The organism is Shewanella corallii (genome assembly GCF_023349125.1).
Classification (GTDB): domain Bacteria; phylum Pseudomonadota; class Gammaproteobacteria; order Enterobacterales; family Shewanellaceae; genus Shewanella; species Shewanella corallii.
This window is the reverse complement of sequence record NZ_JAKIKT010000005.1, coordinates 288,321-307,819: the sequence shown is the minus strand read 5'-3', so window position 1 is coordinate 307,819 and position 19,499 is coordinate 288,321. Positions and strand designations below refer to the sequence as shown.

At 50.1% G+C, this 19,499-nt stretch carries 17 protein-coding genes; 6 read left to right on the top strand and 11 right to left on the bottom strand.

Going from position 1 to position 19,499, the window contains the following annotated elements:
• Positions 1-19: 19 nt before the first annotated feature.
• The 9 genes from L2725_RS14530 to aroA form a co-directional block, all read right to left on the bottom strand.
• Positions 20-562 (bottom strand): DUF2058 domain-containing protein, encoded by a 543-nt coding sequence (locus L2725_RS14530; protein WP_249249585.1) that lies wholly within the window; start codon positions 560-562, stop codon positions 20-22.
• A 54-nt stretch (positions 563-616) separates the two neighbouring features.
• Positions 617-1,453: an SDR family oxidoreductase gene (locus tag L2725_RS14525; RefSeq protein WP_249249584.1), complete on the bottom strand. Its 837-nt coding sequence runs from the start codon at positions 1,451-1,453 to the stop codon at positions 617-619.
• 27 nt (positions 1,454-1,480) lie between these two features.
• Positions 1,481-2,176 carry an orotidine-5'-phosphate decarboxylase gene (gene pyrF / locus L2725_RS14520; protein ID WP_249249583.1) on the bottom strand — a complete coding sequence of 232 codons (696 nt, stop codon included), beginning with the start codon at positions 2,174-2,176 and terminating at the stop codon, positions 1,481-1,483.
• A 24-nt stretch (positions 2,177-2,200) separates the two neighbouring features.
• A complete protein-coding gene (gene lapB, locus L2725_RS14515) occupies positions 2,201-3,361 on the bottom strand; it encodes a lipopolysaccharide assembly protein LapB (RefSeq protein ID WP_115136712.1) in 1,161 nt (386 codons plus the stop codon).
• A 1-nt stretch (position 3,362) separates the two neighbouring features.
• Positions 3,363-3,650, bottom strand: a complete 288-nt coding sequence (locus L2725_RS14510) for a lipopolysaccharide assembly protein LapA domain-containing protein (protein WP_115136964.1) — start codon at positions 3,648-3,650, stop codon at positions 3,363-3,365.
• Between the two features lie 121 nt (positions 3,651-3,771).
• Positions 3,772-4,059: an integration host factor subunit beta gene (ihfB, locus tag L2725_RS14505; protein WP_115136711.1), complete on the bottom strand. Its 288-nt coding sequence runs from the start codon at positions 4,057-4,059 to the stop codon at positions 3,772-3,774.
• Between the two features lie 77 nt (positions 4,060-4,136).
• The gene (gene rpsA / locus L2725_RS14500; protein ID WP_248936021.1) at positions 4,137-5,804 is read right to left on the bottom strand and encodes a 30S ribosomal protein S1; all 1,668 of its coding nucleotides are present in this window, start codon (positions 5,802-5,804) and stop codon (positions 4,137-4,139) included.
• 98 nt (positions 5,805-5,902) lie between these two features.
• Positions 5,903-6,598: a (d)CMP kinase gene (gene cmk / locus L2725_RS14495; RefSeq protein ID WP_115136709.1), complete on the bottom strand. Its 696-nt coding sequence runs from the start codon at positions 6,596-6,598 to the stop codon at positions 5,903-5,905.
• Positions 6,599-6,742: 144 nt separating this feature from the next.
• Positions 6,743-8,023 carry a 3-phosphoshikimate 1-carboxyvinyltransferase gene (aroA, locus tag L2725_RS14490; protein ID WP_249249582.1) on the bottom strand — a complete coding sequence of 427 codons (1,281 nt, stop codon included), beginning with the start codon at positions 8,021-8,023 and terminating at the stop codon, positions 6,743-6,745.
• 398 nt (positions 8,024-8,421) lie between these two features.
• On the opposite strand from aroA, the gene L2725_RS14485 reads away from it, so the two are divergent.
• Positions 8,422-9,612 (top strand): amino acid aminotransferase, encoded by a 1,191-nt coding sequence (locus L2725_RS14485; protein WP_249249580.1) that lies wholly within the window; start codon positions 8,422-8,424, stop codon positions 9,610-9,612.
• A 129-nt stretch (positions 9,613-9,741) separates the two neighbouring features.
• On the opposite strand, the gene serC is transcribed toward L2725_RS14485, so the two are convergent.
• Together serC and gyrA are read right to left on the bottom strand one after the other, a co-directional pair.
• A complete protein-coding gene (gene serC, locus L2725_RS14480) occupies positions 9,742-10,836 on the bottom strand; it encodes a 3-phosphoserine/phosphohydroxythreonine transaminase (protein WP_249249635.1) in 1,095 nt (364 codons plus the stop codon).
• Between the two features lie 79 nt (positions 10,837-10,915).
• Positions 10,916-13,546, bottom strand: a complete 2,631-nt coding sequence (gyrA, locus tag L2725_RS14475) for a DNA topoisomerase (ATP-hydrolyzing) subunit A (RefSeq protein WP_249249579.1) — start codon at positions 13,544-13,546, stop codon at positions 10,916-10,918.
• A 369-nt stretch (positions 13,547-13,915) separates the two neighbouring features.
• Between gyrA and ubiG the strand changes: the two genes are divergently transcribed.
• The 5 genes from ubiG to yfaE all read left to right on the top strand — a co-directional run bounded on the left by ubiG (position 13,916) and on the right by yfaE (position 19,498).
• Entirely contained in the window at positions 13,916-14,626 is a 711-nt protein-coding gene (gene ubiG / locus L2725_RS14470) for a bifunctional 2-polyprenyl-6-hydroxyphenol methylase/3-demethylubiquinol 3-O-methyltransferase UbiG (RefSeq protein ID WP_248936013.1), read from the top strand.
• Positions 14,626-15,291: an HAD family hydrolase gene (locus tag L2725_RS14465; RefSeq protein ID WP_249249578.1), complete on the top strand. Its 666-nt coding sequence runs from the start codon at positions 14,626-14,628 to the stop codon at positions 15,289-15,291. Before ubiG ends, L2725_RS14465 begins: the two co-directional genes overlap by 1 nt.
• Positions 15,292-15,701: 410 nt before the next feature.
• Positions 15,702-17,990 carry a class 1a ribonucleoside-diphosphate reductase subunit alpha gene (nrdA, locus tag L2725_RS14460; RefSeq protein ID WP_248936008.1) on the top strand — a complete coding sequence of 763 codons (2,289 nt, stop codon included), beginning with the start codon at positions 15,702-15,704 and terminating at the stop codon, positions 17,988-17,990.
• Positions 17,991-18,045: 55 nt separating this feature from the next.
• Positions 18,046-19,176, top strand: coding sequence for a class Ia ribonucleoside-diphosphate reductase subunit beta (gene nrdB, locus L2725_RS14455; protein ID WP_248936007.1), 1,131 nt, complete (start codon positions 18,046-18,048; stop codon positions 19,174-19,176).
• Positions 19,151-19,498 (top strand): class I ribonucleotide reductase maintenance protein YfaE, encoded by a 348-nt coding sequence (gene yfaE, locus L2725_RS14450; RefSeq protein ID WP_249249577.1) that lies wholly within the window; start codon positions 19,151-19,153, stop codon positions 19,496-19,498. Before nrdB ends, yfaE begins: the two co-directional genes overlap by 26 nt.
• Position 19,499 lies beyond the last annotated feature (1 nt).

Sequence of the window (19,499 nt, the reverse complement as noted above, 5' to 3'; positions counted from 1 at the left end):
TTTTTATCAGCAGCGATGATCACCACATCAGATCATCAGGGATAACGTAATCTGCATATGGATCGTCCTCTTCCACCTCGGGGGTATTGTCTTGCGCTGACCACAGATAACCACACCACTGAGGTACCAGCAGATTTACCCGCTCCGCCAGTTTATGAGGAACCAGGAAGCTCGCATCTTCCAGTCGGACAATACCCAGTTGTCCTTTCAGCAGCTGCTGTTGCAGCTTGTCATTGACATAAACCGAGTAAATCTTGTTTTCCAGGGTGAAGTTAAACTTGGTCTCAGCATCTTTGGGCAGACCTATGGCCAGTTTCTTCACCTCGTGCACCAGGGCACGTACCTGTCCACGTTCCTGCGCCAGGGCAAAGCGCTCTTCGTTCAGGGCTTTGTCCTTCTCTGCCTGTGCCTTACGCTGAGCAGCCACCTGCTCCTTCAGCGCTGCACTGCCATCATCGACGTTGGCTTTACGATTACGGCGCTTTTGAGTTTTTACATCACGTACTTTCTGTTTACTGGCGAGGCCCGCCTTGAGCAACTGCTCCTGCAATGCATTTGCCATAAGTTTTTCCTGATTTCTTACCTGTCAGCAAGGCCAATGAACCTTACTGAGAAACTATTGTTTATCCTGGGCTTCCTGCCTAGCCACCATTTGACCAAGCTCTGCCATTGCCATACTGGCGCCACCAAGAGACCAGCCACCATCGACCGGCAAGACAACCCCTGTAATATACGAAGCGGCGTCTGATGCTAAAAACAGCGCTGTGTCAGCAATATCCTGAGTCGTACCATTACGTTTCAGTGGCACACTTTGAGCAACCCTTTGTTGAAGTTGCTCCCCGGGCGCGAGCCGGTTGAAACCCTCTGTATCTGCAATAGGACCGGGAACCAAAGAGTTAACCCGGATCCCTTCGCAGCCCCACTCTATTGCCAGAGTGCGGGTCAGCATATCGACCCCCGCTTTTGCGGCGCATACATGGGCCTGCACCGGCATGGCGATATAGGCCTGAGGCGCAGAGATCTGAATGATATTGCTACCGGGCCTTTGCATCAAGGGATAGGCTTGTTTCAGTACTTGAAAACTGCCCTGCAGGTCAATGTCAATAACAGATTTAAAGCCATTCTCAGATAGCCTGGAAGCTGACGCAGGAAAATTACCCGCAGCACCACTGACCAGTACATCCAGCTGGCCATAGATGGCAGCGATATCCGCAAAGCCTTTGGCCAGAGCCTCTCTGTCTCTTACATCAAAACAGACTCCAAGGTGATCCTTCTGTGAAATCTGTTTAAGTTCACTGACTGCGGCATCAACTTTATCCTGACTGCGGCTGGCAACGGCAACCCTCGCCCCCGCCCTGGCGAAAGCTTTGGCTATTCCCAGGTTAATACCACTGGTGCCACCGACAACGAACACCCTTTTATCCTGAAAATCAAATCTACACGTCCCTGTCATGATTTATCTCCTTCAGTACTTACGCTGTTAGGCGATTGTTCTGTGAATTGCCTGCAGTGCAGCCAACGGATCTGCGGCCTTGGTGATCGGGCGGCCGATGACCAGATAATCTGAGCCAGCTTCCAATGCCATTTTTGGTGTCATGACTCTGTGTTGGTCGCCTGCGTCACTGCCTTCTGGGCGGATACCCGGTGTACACAGCTTGAAGTTATCACCAAAAGTAGATTTAAGCATCTGAGCTTCACGGGCAGAACATACTACGCCGTTCAGACCAGCCTGATGAGTCAATGCCGCCAGACGTTTTACATGTTCTTCTGCCGGTACATCGATCCCAATCAACTTAAGGTCTTCATCACTCATTGAGGTCAATACGGTTACGGCAATCAACAATGGCGCGTTATCACCATAAGGTAACAATGCCTTCTTTGCCGCTTCCATCATGGCGAGGCCGCCGGACGCATGAACATTGGTCATCCATACACCCAACTCAGCAGCGGCAGTCACCGCCTTTGCCACAGTATTTGGAATATCGTGAAATTTAAGATCCAGGAACAGGTCGAAGCCACGGCTGTGAATGTCTTTAACCAACTGGGGGCCAAACAGGGTAAACATCTCTTTACCCACTTTCAGGCGGCACATATCAGGGTCAAGTTTGTCCACCAGATTGAGGGCTGCGTGTTTATTATCAAAATCCAGTGCAACAACGATAGGCTTATTCGTCATTTTGTCTCCAACAAGGTCAAGAGGTTATTCCCCATCCAGACCACGGATCCGGGTAATGCTGCCCCAGTGTTTACATGATGGGCAGTGCCAGTAGAGAGCATGAGATGGGAAGCCACACTCCTTACAACGGTATCCGGGACGGTATTTAATTTGTTGTTCAACCAGCTGCTCCAGCATGGTTAAACTTTGTTTTGCCTGGCCATCCTCAGCCTGTTTTACCTGCATCTGCATCAAGCGCTGGAATCCTTTCATCGTAGGATGACGATACAGGGCGTCCAATATCAGGGTCTCAGCTTGCTTAAGCTCTCCCTGTTTCTCCATCTGTTCTGCCAACGCATTAATGACTGATGCGCCAGCGCCCTCGGCCATGGCCTGTACCAGAAAGTCCTGGTAACCGGTAAGCTCGCCGCTTTGCTGAAAGCACTCGCGGGCAATATGCAATGCATCGGGTAACAGCTGGATATCGCCATGAAGCAGGTTCTGTAACTGCTTCTGGCATTGCTTACAATCGCCCTTGTCCAGATAGAGTTGAGCCAGAGTTAACATAGCTCTGCCACAGGAAGCATCCAGCTTGAGGGCTGACTGTAAGAGTTTAATTTTTTCCTGTTCGTCTGTAGCGGCGTCCGCCAACTGGCAGTAAAAGTGGGCGCTGATGGGACTTAAGGCTTGTTGACGTTTGCGACTCAGGCGACGGGTGATATCGAGGGCTTTCTGCCACTCTTTGGTCACCTGATAGATATCAATCAGCAGAGTCTCGGCTTCTTCACTGTGGTCTGCCTGACTCACCAGATTAAGGAAGATCTCTTCAGCTCTGTCGTAGAAACCGGCTGCCATATAATCTTTACCCAGCTCCATCATTGCCAAATCTCTTTGTTCGTCAGGCAGGCTTGGGCGGGCTATCAGGTTCTGGTGGATACGTATGGCTCTGTCCACCTCCCCCCGTCGACGGAACAGTGAACCCAAAGACAGATGGGTATCTATGGTTTCATCGTCGACATCAAGCAAAGTGATAAACAGATCGACCGCTTTATCAGATTCATTGGAGAGCAGAAAATTAAGCCCGGTGAAGTAATCACGACTCAGTTTCTTACTTTGATTGGATTGGGATTGCCTGATGCTACGACGGCCCATATACCAACCGTATCCGGCGGCTATAGGCAACAACAGGAAGAGCAACTCAAGCATATCAGGCTTCGTTTTCCTTGACTGGCACGTGCAGCAACTGATTTTCCAGCTCAGCCAGTTGCTTGTTCTTGCGTCGCAGCGCCAATCGCATACGTGTGATGTGGTAGAAGGCCATTAACCAGCTGATGATAAAACCAGACAAAAATACTGTGGCCAGTACAACGGGGAGACGATACTCACCCTGAGCAACGAAATAGGAGATGGTGACCACTTGATCATTGCGTGCACCGAACATCAGGGCCAGAAAAAACAGCAGTGCTACCACTACAGTGATGATAAAAGACTTCACGGTGTGCTCCATACACGTGGCTTCAATGACCTGATTATCTAAGAATTTATGGAGACTGACCAGCTTTCACTGGCTACAGGCACAAAAAAGCCCCCTGATGGGGGCTTTTTTAATCTCGCTATCAGTGATTCTCAGAATCTACCCGTTCGCGAAGCTCTTTGCCTGGCTTGAAGTGCGGGACATACTTACCGTCGAGTTCAACTGACGTACCGGTCTTTGGATTGCGTCCAACGCGCGGTGCGCGATAGTGAAGAGAGAAGCTGCCAAAACCACGGATCTCGATACGATCACCGGTTTCGAGAGTTGTCGCCATTTGCTCCAACATCTCTTTAATGGCATTTTCTACTTCCTTCGCCGACAGTTGTGACTGCCTGGAGGCGAGTTTTTCGATCAGTTCGGATTTAGTCATCCTTCCTACCCCTGTGTTCAAGCCATAAACAGTCACCTAGCAGGGACATGTTTCCATGCCCCTGAACCGCAAGGCGATTACTTGCGAGCTGCTTTGAAAGCTTCAGCCATAGCATTACTAATAACAGCGTCTTCTTGTTTGTTCAAGTTAGCCATTACTTCTTTTTCTTCAGCTTCGTCTTTCGCTTTGATAGACAGGCTGATGGTGCGGTTCTTACGATCCACGCCCATGAACTTGGCTTCAACGCTTTCACCTACAGACAGAACGGTAGATGCGTCTTCGATACGCTCACGGCTGATGTCAGCTACACGGATGTAACCTTCAACAGTGTCAGCCAGCTCGATGGTTGCACCTTTAGCGTCAACAGCAACTACAGTACCGTTAACGATAGCACCTTTCTTCTTGTCTGCCAGGTAAGCACTGAATGGATCGTCTTCAGTCTGCTTAACGCCCAGGCTGATACGCTCACGCTCAGGATCAACAGACAGAACAACTGCGCTGATTTCGTCGCCTTTCTTGTACTCAGAAACCGCTTCTTCACCGGTACCGTTCCAAGAGATGTCAGACAGGTGAACCAGACCGTCGATGCCGCCGTCCAGACCGATGAAGATACCGAAGTCAGTGATAGACTTGATCTTACCGGATACTTTGTCGCCCTTGGCGAAGCGGTTAGCGAAGTCTTCCCATGGGTTGGTCTTGCACTGCTTCAGACCCAGAGAAATACGACGACGCTCTTCATCGATGTCCAGAACCAGAACTTCTACTTCGTCACCCAGGTTAACAACCTTAGATGGGTGGATGTTCTTGTTGGTCCAATCCATTTCAGAAACGTGTACCAGACCTTCAACGCCTTCTTCGATTTCAACGAAGCAACCGTAGTCAGTCAGGTTAGTTACGCGACCGGTCAGACGAGTGTTTTCTGGGTAGCGCTTGCTGATTTCCAGCCATGGGTCTTCACCCAGCTGCTTCAGACCCAGAGAAACGCGAGTGCGCTCACGGTCGTACTTCAGTACTTTAACAGTGATTTCGTCACCAACGTTCACGATCTCAGATGGGTGCTTAACACGCTTCCAAGCCATGTCGGTGATGTGCAGCAGGCCGTCAACGCCGCCCAGATCTACGAATGCACCGTAGTCGGTCAGGTTCTTAACGATACCCTTAACTTCTTGACCTTCCTGCAGGTTTTCCAGCAGAGCATCACGCTCAGCGCTGCTCTCGGATTCAATAACTGCACGACGAGAAACAACAACGTTGTTGCGCTTCTGATCCAGCTTGATAACCTTGAATTCCAGTTCTTTGTTTTCCAGGTGAGCAGTGTCACGGATAGGACGTACGTCAACCAGAGAACCAGGCAGGAACGCGCGGATACCGTTCAGTTCAACAGTGAAGCCACCTTTAACTTTACCGTTGATAACACCGATAACAGTTTCAGCGTCTTCGTAAGCTTTTTCCAGAACGATCCAAGCTTCATGGCGCTTAGCTTTTTCGCGAGACAGTTGAGTCTCACCGAAGCCGTCTTCAACAGAGTCCAGAGCTACGTCAACTTGGTCGCCAACAGCGATTTCCAGCTCGCCCTGAGCGTTCTTGAACTGGTCAGCTGGGATTGGGCTCTCAGACTTCAGACCAGCGTCTACCAGAACTACGCCGTTTTCGATAGCAACTACAGTACCACGTACGATAGAGCCAGGGCGGAATTCCAGTTGTTGAAGGGATTGTTCAAACAGATCAGCAAAAGATTCAGTCATGTTAATTAACTTATTTAATAAACCACGCCTCAGTCCTGAACGTGGAGTCAGAAAAATAATTCACATCTTCCATGATATGAAGGCCTATCGCACCCGCCTTAGAGGCCGGTGTCAGATAACTTTTCAACTAAGTGCTTGAGTACGATATCAAGCACTGCTTCTATGCCTATGCCGGTAGTGTCAATGACTTTGGCATCTTCAGCGGGAACCAGAGGCGCTACTGCGCGATTCATATCTCGGTCGTCCCGCTCTTTAATCTCGGCTAAAAGGCGATCGATATTAACATCGAAGCCCTTGTCCTGCAACTGATTATAGCGTCTTTGCGCCCTTTCTTCGGCGCTTGCAGTCAAAAACAGTTTGACCGGTGCATCAGGAAAAACCACTGTGCCCATATCACGACCATCGGCCACCAAACCCGGGGCAGATTTAAATGCGCGCTGACGACGTAAAAGAGCTTCCCTTACTCTTGGAAATGCGGCGATTTTTGACGCTGCGTTGGAGCAATCCTGCGTTCGGATTGCCGACGATACATCTTCACCCTCAAGTACCACCTTGACACCCTCGACACCGGCAACTGTCATAAATTGCACATCGAGGTGAGCAGCCAACAGGGTGATAGCCTCTTCATTGTCCAGTTCTACATTGTGGTGGATTGCCGCCAGGGCAAGCACACGGTAAATGGCACCGCTATCCAGCAATTGCCAGCCTAAACGCTGTGCCAAAAGCTGACTGATGGTGCCTTTTCCTGCACCGCTTGGGCCATCGATAGTGACTACTGGAGCCAATTCAGACATAGATTCCTCCGCAAATTAAACCCCTCTTCCGTGATAACACCGAAATGAGCGCGCGGCATTATATACCACTGAAGCTGAAAAATCCGTTGGTTTTTCAGCTTCAGTGTATACAAATAAAGTTTACCTGCTTATGAATAAGTCGTTTTACTTATCGCAAAGTGATTCAAATTGCTTGAAATATCCTGGGAAGGTCTTGGAGGTACAGTCTGGATCGTTAATGGTGATGCCACAATCGGCAAACGCCATCAGGGAAAAGCACATGGCCATACGATGATCGTTGTAGGTATCGATATCTGCACTGATCAACTGAGTGGTTGGCGTGACCTTAATATAGTCGTGACCCTCTTCCACTTGCGCGCCGACTTTACCGAGTTCGGTGGCCATAGCCTTGAGACGATCGGTTTCCTTGATGCGCCAGTTATAGATATTGGTCATCCGGGTTGGGCCCTTGGCAAACAGTGCAGCTACCGCTATGGTCATGGCGGCATCCGGGATATGGTTCATATCCATGTCGATACCGTTAAGCGCGCTCTTGCGGGCAATGATGTAATCGTCTCCCCACTCAATATCTGCACCCATGGCTGCCAGCGCATCGGCAAACTTAACGTCCCCCTGAATAGACAACTTACCTACCCCAGTGACTTTGACTTCACCGGCTATGGCACCTGCCGCCAAAAAGTATGATGCTGAAGATGCATCACCTTCCACCAACACGGTTCCGGGTGAAACGTACTCCTGACCGGCCTTTACCACGAAGCGCTTGTAGTCATGGTTTTCGACCTCAACGCCAAACTGGGCCATTAATGCAAGGGTGATGTCGATATAAGGTTTGGAAACCAGTTCGCCCTTAATATGTATGGTCACCTCACCCTGTGCCAGTGGAGTTACCATCAAGAGTGCGGTCAGGTATTGGCTGGACAGATCGCCGGCGATCTCCACATCACCACCTTTCAGGCCAGTGGCATTAATTCTGACCGGAGGAAAGCAGGAATTTTTAAGGTAGTCGACATCAGCGCCCAATTGGGCCAGCGCGTCAACCAGATCGCCAATCGGGCGTTCTTCCATGCGTGGTTCTCCGGTCAGCACGAATTCGCCCTGCCCCAGAGTTAACGCCGCACACAGAGGACGCATGGCGGTACCCGCGTTGCCCAGGTATAGTTCCTGAACAGATTCACTGCTGATTGCACCGCCGTTACCTGTCACAGTGCAACGAGTATTGTCTTCTGACAACGAGTACTCTACTCCCAGTTGCCCCAGCGCCTTAAGCATATGCCGGATATCATCAGCATCCAGCAAGTTGGTCAGAGTGGTGGTCCCTTTCGCCAGCGTTGCCAGCAGCAGGGCGCGGTTGGATATGCTCTTTGAACCCGGAATATTTACCGTACCTTGAATGTGTTTAACGGCATCAAGTCTTAACTGCTTCATAGGGTATCTGGCCATCCTTTGTTTTTTGTTCCGACACTGATTTTTACCGGCGTAACGCCAACGTGACAAATCGCCGGGATAAATTGGAATCTGTTTGCACTTTACGTTACTTATCGCTGGGTTTGACACAAGTGTTTTTTGTCTTTTTCCGGGCTTTTATATTGATTTTTATTCAAGAGCCGGAAAAAACATCATATGCGACTTGTTCCCTGGTGCCGGTCAGGCCAAGATGGCAACTAAAGCAGACACCTGTTAACCATCACTTAAGACCAGTTTCAGCTTTATATCCTGAGGCCATAATGGTTAAGCTTACAGACAGATAAACCTCTTCTGATCGCGACAGCCTGCATCAGGACAAAAGGAATTTTCATAAATTACAACAAGAGGCCAAAGACGCCATGTTTGAAACTCTCAAAGGTTTGCCCGCCGATCCTATCCTGGGACTCCTGACCCAATACCGCGAAGACCAAAATCCCAATAAGGTCGATCTGGGGGTTGGTGTTTATAAAGACGAGGTTGGGCATACTCCAATCCTCAATTGCGTAAAACGTGCTGAGGCACTCAGGCTGGAGTCTGAGGACACCAAGGTATATATAGGTCCTACTGGCAGCGCGCAGTTCAACACCCTGATGAGTGAACTGGCTTTTGGCAAAGACCACCCCGCAATGCAGGCAGGCCGTATCCGTACCGTATCCACTCCAGGAGGAACCGGTGCACTGCGCGTGGCGGCTGACTTTATTCAACGTTGCAAACCAGGAGCAACCATTTGGGTCAGTGACCCGACCTGGGCAAACCATACCGGTCTGTTTGAAACCGCTGGTCTGACAGTTAAGACCTATCCCTATTATGACTATGACAGCAAGTCTATTAAATTTGATGAAATGCTGGCCTGTCTGAAGCAAGTGGATGAACAGGATGTGGTGCTGCTGCACGCCTGCTGTCACAACCCAAGTGGAGCAGATCTGAACCAGAGTCAGTGGGACCGGGTTATTGATGCGATTGCCAGCCGCGGCTGTATGCCTCTGATTGATATGGCATACCAAGGCTTTGGCGATGGTGTTGACCAGGATGCCTACGGCGTTCGGGCGATGGCGGCAAAAGTGGACAATATGCTGCTGTGTGCCTCCTGTTCAAAGAACTTTGGTCTGTACCGCGAGCGTATTGGCTCCTGCTCCCTGATTGCAAAAGATGCCGCTCAGGCAGACATCTCTTTGTCAGTGATGCTGTACGCCATTCGCTGTATCTACTCTATGCCCCCGGCCCATGGCGCTGCCATTGTTGAAACCATTCTGGGCAGTGACGAATTAAAAGCCCAATGGCTCGAAGAGCTGAAAGTGATGCGTGACCGGATTAATGGCAACCGTGCCGTGTTGGTGGAAAAACTACACGCTCTGGGTGTTAACCGTGACTTTGGCTTTATTGCCGACGAGAAAGGTATGTTCAGTTTCCTTGGGATATCTGCTGAGCAGGTCAGCCGCCTGAAACAGGATTACTCCATCTACATGGTAGACTCCAGCCGTATCAGTATCGCGGGTATCAGTTCAACCAATGTCGACTACTTAGCCAAATCGATTGCCGAAGTACTCTAGTTGTTTCAGTGACTCTGTGGTGTTAGCCGTACTTTAGCCAGCGCAACAGACATTAAAAAAGCGAATGCTCAGGCATTCGCTTTTTGTTTTTAGCTCCAACCGTGTGCGGTCAGACTACTCAACGCAGTATCAGTTACCGTGGCGGCTCGCAAAATCTTCCATAAAGCTTACCAGGGCCTCAACACCCTCCATCGGCATGGCGTTGTAGATACTGGCGCGCATTCCACCGACAATTCTGTGACCTTTCAATGCAACCAGCCCGCTGGCTTCTGCCTCCTTAAGAAAAGCCTCATTCAGCGACTCATCAGCTAATTGGAAGGTCACATTCATGCGGGAACGGTTGGCTGCAGCCACTTTATTACCATAGAAGCCGAGACTGTCGATGCACTGGTACAAGCGTTCAGCTTTGGCGGTATTGACCTGCTCCATGGCATCCACACCACCAGTTTGCTCAAGCCACTTGAACACCTCTCCTGCCAGATACCAGGCATAGGTAGGCGGCGTGTTGTACATGGAGTCATTATCCCGGGCCAGGCGGTAATCCATAATTGATGACTGACTCAGGGTCGGCAGATTAAGCAGATCATCACGAACAATTACAATCGCCAGGCCACTGGGGCCGATATTCTTCTGGGCACCGGCATAGATAAGACCATAGCGGCTGACATCTATCTTACGGGATAGAATGTTGGAGGACATATCCGCTACCACAGGCCAGGGGCAATCTATGTCTTCAAAAATTTCGATACCATCTACAGTTTCATTGGGGCAATAGTGCAGATAGCGATATTCATCGTCCTGGCCTTCAAAGCTTGGCAATACAACCGACTTAACACCATTGTCGTCACTGACCACATCCACAACGTCAATAGCATCAGCACCTGCAAGCTTAACTGCTTCCTCTGCAGCAGCCTTGGACCACTGGCCACTCACCAAATATTTGGCGCGGCCATTATTGCCCATAAAATTATTCACAACTGCAGAGAACTGTCCTCGTCCGCCACCGTGCATAAACAGCACCCGATAGTTATCCGGAACATCCATCAGTTTACGCAATGACGCTTCTGCTTCACTGGACAAGGCCATAAACTCTTTGCTGCGATGGCTGATTTCCATCACAGAAACCCCCATCCCCTGCCAATCCACAAACTCCTGGCTGGCTTTCGCCATCACAGCCTTGGGTAGCATCGCCGGGCCGGCACAAAAGTTATATACAGCGCTCAATTCCATGTCTCCACTTGCTCACTTGATAACAGCGAAATAAAAACGGGCATCAAGTGATGCCCGTTTATCAATTACAATATTATTCGGCGTCGTTCTCGACCGCGGCGTTGTCTTCAGGGGCCTGAGCAGCCTCTGCACCTTCAGCGCCTTCAATCGGCTCTTCGCCTTCAGGCAGATCAACAACCTCGATTTCATCGATACGCTGCAGACCAACCACATCCTCGTCATCAGCGACGCGAATGATACGTACACCCTGAGTGTTACGGCCAATGATAGACACACCTTCAGCCGGGGTACGCACCAAAGTACCCTTGTTACTGATCAGCATGATCTCGTCATTCTCGCCAACCTGAACTGCGCCAACAACCCCACCGTTACGCTCGCTCACCTTAATAGACACTACGCCCTTGGTCGCACGGCTCTTGGCTGGGTACTCGGCCAGTTCGGTACGCTTACCGAAACCGTTCTCTGTCACAGTCAGAATTGGGGAGTCATCAGTAGGAACAATCAGTGACACCACTTCCTGACCATCTTCCAGCCTGATACCACGAACACCGGTTGCGGTACGGCCCATGGCACGAACCTGATCTTCATGGAAGCGAACCACTTTACCTTCGTCAGAGAACAGCATGATTTCGCTGTCGCCGTTGGTAATATCAACGCCAATCAGCTGGTCACCGTCTTTCAGATTAACGGCGATAATACCGTTGGCACGTGGACGGCTGTACTCAATCAAAGAGGTCTTCTTCACGGTACCGTGAGAAGTGGCCATCACAATAAATTTGTCAGCTTCGTACTCACGAACTGGCAAAATAGCGGTAATACGCTCACCTTCCTGCAGTGGCAGCAGGTTAACGATAGGCTTACCGCGGCTCTGACGGCTGGCCAGCGGCAGCTGGTAAACCTTGAGCCAGTACATCTTGCCGAAGTCTGAGAAGCACAGAATAGTATCGTGGGTATTGGCTACCAGCAGTTTTTCGACGAAATCTTCGTCTTTAACCTTGGTTGCAGCCTTACCCTTACCACCACGGCGCTGAGCCTGATAATCAGTCAGCGGCTGGTACTTGGCATAGCCCAGGTGAGACAGGGTTACCACAACATCTTCTTCGTTGATCAGATCTTCGAGGCTGATATCGATTTCGTTGGCGTTGATTTCAGTGCGGCGTTTGTCACCAAACTGCTCAAGAACTTCTTCCAGCTCTTCCTTAATCACTTCCATCAGACGTTCTGGGCTGCGCAGGATAAACAGCAGACCTGCGATGATCTCCAGCAACTCTTCGTATTCAGACAGAATCTTTTCGTGTTCCAGACCGGTCAGCTTGTGCAGACGCAGGTCCAGAATTGCCTGAGCCTGTTGCTCAGTCAGATAGTACAGACCGTCACGGATACCAAACTCAGGCTCCAGCCACTCTGGACGGGCGGCATCATCACCGGCCTTCTCCAGCATGCCCTGAACATTGCCCAGCGTCCAGCCGTTCTCTACCAGCTTAACTTTCGCTTCAGCAGGACTTGGGGAGGCTTTGATCAGCGCAATAATCGGGTCAATGTTGGCCAGCGCAACTGCCAGTGCTTCCAGAATATGGGCACGGTCACGGGCTTTACGCAGCTCGAATACGGTACGACGGGTAACCACTTCACGGCGGTGCAGAATAAAGGCTTCCAACATCTCTTTGAGGTTGAAAAGCTTTGGCTGACCATTGGCCAGTGCCACCATGTTGATACCGAAAGAGGTTTGCATCTGAGTCTGGGAGTACAGATTGTTCAGTACTACCTCACCCACTTCGCCGCGTTTGATTTCGATAACGATACGCATACCGTCTTTATCGGACTCATCACGCAGGCCACTGATGCCTTCAATCTTCTTGTCTTTAACCAGCTCAGCGATTTTCTCAATCAGACGAGCCTTGTTCACCTGATATGGAATCTCGGTAACAATGATGCGCTCGCGGCCATTGTCTTCGGTTTCCACCTCGGCACGGGCGCGCATAATTGCCTTACCACGGCCTGTGTGATAGGCATCGATAATGCCCTTGCGGCCATTGATAAATGCTGCAGTTGGGAAGTCAGGCCCCGGAATGTAATCCATCAGCTGTTCGATAGACAGCCCAGGGTCTTCAATCAGTGCCAGACAGCCCTGAACCACTTCGTTCAGGTTGTGAGGCGGAATATTGGTAGCCATACCTACCGCGATACCTGAGGCACCGTTTACCAGTAGGTTTGGAATTCTGGTGGGCAGTACAGCGGGGATCTGCTCAGTACCATCATAGTTAGGCACATAGTCTACGGTTTCTTTTTCCAGGTCAGCCAGCAACTGGTGTGCAAGCTTCTCCATACGGATTTCCGTATAACGCATTGCCGCTGCAGCGTCACCGTCGATGGAACCAAAGTTACCCTGGCCATCCACCAGCGTATAACGCAGCGAGAAAGGCTGAGCCATACGTACTATGGTGTCGTAAACCGCACTGTCACCGTGAGGGTGATATTTACCGATTACGTCGCCCACAACACGTGCAGACTTTTTATATGGCTTGTTCCAATCGTTCTTAAGTTCATTCATTGCGAACAAAACGCGGCGATGAACCGGTTTCAAACCGTCCCGCACGTCCGGCAATGCTCGTCCAACAATTACGCTCATGGCGTAATCCAGGTACGAATTCTTTAGTTCGTCTTCAATATTAATTGGCGAAATAGATGAAGCCAGATCAGTCATAAACTGCTCGATCCCCTGAAAATTTAGCTGACGCGCCGTAACCGGTGCCCTTGTTCAGCCAACAAACGTGATTTGGCATTCTAACACAGTTATTTAATGTCGCCAGATCCAAGTCGGAATGAAATAGCCCCCTTAGGTTACAGGGGTCAAAAAGCGGTCAGTTTAATGCCAATTTCGAGCATTAAACCTTAATTTGTGCCTTATTTATGTAAAACCAGCTTTATTAGGTTACAAAACAGTTCAGTTATCAGTCATCAAGGACAAAGATTGACCTGGATTAATAAACCTTTCACCCGACATGCTGTTTTATTTTGTAAGCCTGATTCATAATGACGCCGTTTTGCAATAAAAGCACACTCAGGGTAAACCATGGAACAGAATTACAACGTAGATCCAAAAGAAATCGCCAAGTTTGAAAGTATGGCCGCCAGTTGGTGGGACCCAAAGGGCGAATTCAAACCTTTGCATGAACTTAATCCTCTGCGTCTTAACTATATAGATGAGAAGTCAGGCGGTCTGTTTGGTAAGCAGGTACTGGATGTGGGTTGTGGCGGCGGTATTCTGTCTGAAAGCATGGCGCGTATCGGTGCCAATGTGACCGGCCTGGATATGGGCGAAGAACCGCTGGAAGTTGCACGCCTGCATGCCCTCGAAGCCGGCGTTAACATCAACTACATCAAAAACACTGCCGAATCTCATAGAGATGAGCACAAACAACAATATGATGTGGTGACCTGTATGGAGATGCTGGAGCACGTGCCAGACCCTCAGTCAGTTATCCAGGCTTGCTGCGATATGGTTAAGCCAGGCGGCTGGGTGTTCTTCTCTACCATTAACCGCAACCTGCGCTCCTATGTCGAAACCATTCTGGGTGCCGAATACCTGCTGAAAATGTTGCCCATTGGTACCCATGACCATGCCAAGTTTATTCGCCCTTCGGAACTGATGGCTTTGGTGGACAATACCGACCTCCTGTGTCGTGATGCCCACGGTATTACCTACAACCCAATCACAGGCCTGTTCCGCTACACCAAAAGTGTGGAAGTGAACTATATGATTGCCACCCAGAAGGTTGACTGATGTCAGCCCAGTTAATCGGTATCAAGGCTGTGCTGTTCGATCTGGATGGCACCCTGGTGGATACAGCGCCAGATTTGGTGGCTGCACTGAATCTGGCCCTCAAAGAGCATGGCCTTGAAGAGCAAAGCCTGGAGAGCATGCGTGAACATGCATCTCACGGCAGTTTAGCTTTGGTTAAAGCTGCCCAGCCAAAGCTGGATGAAGACACTCTGTCACAGTTGCAACAGCGCCTGCTGTATTGGTACAGCGAGGTCAATGGCAAACAGGCGTCATTGTTTGATGGCATAGGCCAACTGCTGGATGAATTGATCGGCAGAGATATAAAGGTGGGAGTCATTACCAATAAGCCCGCCCGCTATACCCGGCCCCTGCTCGATGCTCTGGGGCTAACAGATAAGCTCAGCTGCATTATCAGCGGCGATACCTGTACTCGCAGAAAGCCTGATGTGGCTCCCATGTATCTTGGGGCCATGCAATCCGGCACTGCAGTGGATGCGATCGCTTATCTTGGTGATGCCGAGCGGGATCTGCTGGCGGCTAAAGCGGCCGGCATGCAGGGAGTCACAGCCCTGTGGGGATATATTTCCGCAACAGATGATCCCGGGATCTGGCCCGCAGTTTTACAATTAGTGTCGCCTTTATCACTTTTGGATCACCTTAAATAAGCAGAACGAATATCTGGATCGCTTGATAAAGTCGCAATCAGAATTTTCGTTTTAAGGGGCACGAATTTCATCCACTGGCCTGCAGTGCGCGTAGCTTTATACCTCCGGGGTTAGCCCCTGCTCACCCTCGGAGATTATCCTCATCTTATCCACAAGATGTCATATAATTTGCAACTTGCAAATCCCCCGAAACCTCACTATCTTGTAGTTAAGTTTGAATTTGACACCATATATAGTGTGTCGCATGAAATCCGAACACTAATAACACGGTTCACAAAAACCGGATAAGCAGTGCGCTGACAGTAGTTATCGCCCGCCTTGGCCAGTCTTGGCCTGTTTGCGTTCAGGGTATTCAGTAGTAGCGACACACCAGGTGTTTTTTTGTCTTTTACATTCAGGGCTCATTTTTAATGAATAGCAATATGACAGTCACCAAGCGCAGTGGAGAGCGTGAAGCTATCGATCTCGATAAGATCCACCGCGTTATTACCTGGGCAGCTAAAGGATTAGACAAGGTATCTGTTTCCGAAGTAGAACTGCGTTCTCACTTACAGTTTTATGACGGTATCCCCACCGAAGCTATCCATGAGACCATTATCAAAGCTGCAGCGGATCTGATCTCTCCGGAGTCTCCGGATTATCAGTTCCTGGCGGCACGTCTGGCCATTTTCCATCTGCGTAAAAAGGCCTACGGTCGATTTGAGCCACCTGCTCTGCATGACCATGTCACCCGTCTGGTAGAACTGGGTAAATACGACACCCATATTCTGGAAGATTACAGCAAAGAAGAGCTGGATATTCTGGACTCCTATGTTGACCACTGGCGCGATATGAACTTCTCTTATGCTGCAGTAAAGCAGCTGGAAGGTAAGTATCTGGTTCAGAACCGTGTCACCGGCGAAGTGTATGAGAGTGCGCAGTTCCTCTACATTCTGGTTGCTGCCTGTCTGTTCGCCCGTTACCCACGGGAAACCCGTCTGCAGTACATCAAAGACTTTTACGATGCGGTATCTACTTTCAAGATCTCGCTGCCTACACCCATTATGTCTGGTGTGCGCACCCCTACCCGTCAGTTCAGCTCCTGCGTACTGATTGAGTGTGGTGACAGCCTGGATTCAATCAATGCGACTGCGTCTTCCATTGTGAAGTACGTCAGCCAGCGTGCCGGTATCGGCGTGAACGCCGGTCGTATTCGTGCTCTGGGTAGCCCAATCCGTGGTGGTGAAGCCTTCCATACTGGTTGTGTGCCTTTCTACAAGTATTTCCAGACTGCGGTTAAGTCCTGCTCTCAGGGTGGCGTACGTGGCGGAGCTGCAACGCTGTTCTATCCTATGTGGCACCTGGAAGTAGAATCTCTGCTGGTTCTGAAAAACAACCGTGGTGTAGAAGACAACCGTATCCGTCACCTGGACTACGGCGTACAGCTGAACAAGCTGATGTACACCCGCCTGATCAAGGGTGGCAACATCACTCTGTTCAGCCCATCGGATGTACCAGGTCTGTACGATGCCTTCTTTGAAGATCAGGATGAGTTCGAACGTCTGTATCTGCAATATGAGCAGGACGACAGCATCCGCAAGAAGAGTCTGAGAGCGTCTGAGCTGTTTGGTCTGATGATGCAGGAACGTGCCTCCACCGGCCGTATCTACGTACAGAACGTGGATCACTGCAACACCCACAGTCCATTCGACTCCAAGGTTGCACCAATTCGCCAGTCCAACCTGTGTCTGGAAATTGCACTGCCAACCAAGCCGATGAACAACATCGACGACGAAACCGGTGAGATCGCCCTGTGTACTCTGTCGGCCCTGAACCTGGGTGCTATCCAGAACCTGGATGAGCTGGAGCACCTGTCGGATCTGGCTGTACGCGCACTGGACAACCTGCTGGACTATCAGGACTATCCAATCAAGGCCGCTGAAATTGCGTCCATGAACCGTCGTACTCTGGGTATTGGTGTGATTAACTTCGCCAACTATCTGGCTAAAAACGGCGTTAAGTATTCAGACGGCAGTGCCAACGGTCTGACTCACAAGACCTTTGAAGCGATTCAGTTCTATCTGCTGAAAGCGTCCATGAATCTGGCTAAAGAGCAAGGCGCCTGCCCTGCCTTTAATGAAACCACTTATGCTCAGGGTATCCTGCCTATCGATACCTATAAGCGTGAACTGGACAAGATTTGTGAAGAGCCACTGCACCTGGATTGGGAAGGTCTGCGTAAAGATATCGTTGAGCATGGCCTGCGTAACTCTACTCTGTCTGCCTTGATGCCATCTGAGACCTCTTCTCAGATCTCCAACGCTACCAATGGTATTGAGCCTCCACGAGGCCTTATCAGTGTTAAGGCAAGTAAAGATGGTCAGTTGAAGCAGGTAGTACCTGACTTCGATGAGCTGAAGGACAAGTACGAGCTGTTGTGGCAAATGCCGGGCAACGATGGTTACCTGCAGCTGGTTGGTATCATGCAGAAGTTTATCGATCAGGCGATTTCGGCCAACACCAACTATGATCCAAGTCGCTTTAGCGGCCATAAAGTACCAATGCAGCAGCTGCTTAAAGATCTGCTGACAGCATACAAACTGGGCGTTAAGACCCTCTACTATCACAACACACGTGACGGCGCGTCAGACAAGTTTGATAATCTGACCGCATTAGAGAAAGAGGATGACGATTGTGCAGGCGGCGCTTGTAAGATCTAATCCAACACCCAGTTAGTTTATCGGGGCCTCAGGGCCCCTTTCTCAGGAAGACACCATGGCTTATTCAACTTTTTGTCAAACTCCCAACGATGCCACCAAAGAGCCTATGTTCTTTGGCCAGCCGGTTAACGTGGCTCGCTACGACCAACAAAAGTATGAAGTCTTTGAAAAACTGATCGAGAAGCAGCTGTCCTTCTTCTGGCGCCCGGAAGAGGTGGACGTCAGCCGCGACAAAATTGACTACGGTAAACTGCCGGAGCACGAGCAGCACATCTTTATCTCCAACCTCAAGTATCAGACACTGCTGGACTCTATTCAGGGTCGCAGCCCCAACGTGGCCTTCCTGCCACTGGTGTCTTTGCCTGAGTTGGAAACCTGGATCGAAACCTGGTCTTTCTCTGAGACCATTCATTCACGCTCATACACTCATATTATTCGTAATATCGTTAACGACCCAAGCAAAGTGTTTGACGATATCGTGGTGAACGAGCAGATCCTCAAGCGTGCCGAAGATATCTCCGCCTACTATGACAAATTGATCCGTATGACTCAGGCTTATGAGTTGATGGGTGAAGGCGTACATCAGGTCGGTGGTGAAGAGATGGAAATCTCCCAGCGCGCACTGAAAAAGCAGTTGTATCTGTGCATGATGTCGGTAAACGCACTGGAAGCCATCCGCTTCTACGTGAGCTTTGCCTGCTCATTTGCTTTCGCCGAGCGCAAACTGATGGAAGGCAACGCCAAAATCATCCGTTTGATCGCCCGTGACGAAGCACTGCACCTGAACGGTACCCAGCACATTCTGGCCCTGATGCAATCAGGTAAAGATGACCCAGAAATGGCTGAGATTGCCATCGAGTGTTATTCAGAATGTTATGACCTGTTTGTGCGCGCTGCCGAGCAGGAAAAAGAGTGGGCCAAGTACCTGTTCAAAGATGGCTCCATGATTGGTCTGAACGAAAACATCCTGTGTCAGTACGTTGAGTACATCACCAATGAACGTATGAAGGCGGTTAACCTGCCACTGCCATATGCAGAGGTAAGCAATCCACTGCCATGGATGAAAAACTGGCTGGAAAGTGACTCAGTTCAGGTCGCCCCGCAGGAAGTAGAAGTCTCTTCCTACCTGGTGGGACAGATTGACTCTTCCATCGACGAAAATGAGTTCCTCGATTTTGATCTTTAAGAAAGACCCTATCGTCAGCCTTCAAGGTCAACCTGTGCTGCTGTTCAATCAGCAGCACGAGACTTTGCTGGAAGCGCTCGAGTTTAAGAAGATAAAGATCTTCTCAGAGTGCCGCAGTGGTTATTGCGGCGCCTGTAAGACCCGTGTGCTTTCCGGCAAGGTCAACTACCTCACTCCACCTCTGGCATCTCTGGAAGCCGACGAATGTCTGCCCTGTTGCTGTGTGCCGGAAACCAATCTTAATCTGGACCTGTCTCCCGACGGTGTGCAGGTTGTTACCCGTCCCCCGCACCTGTTACAAAAAACTTTACTGCTGGATTAAG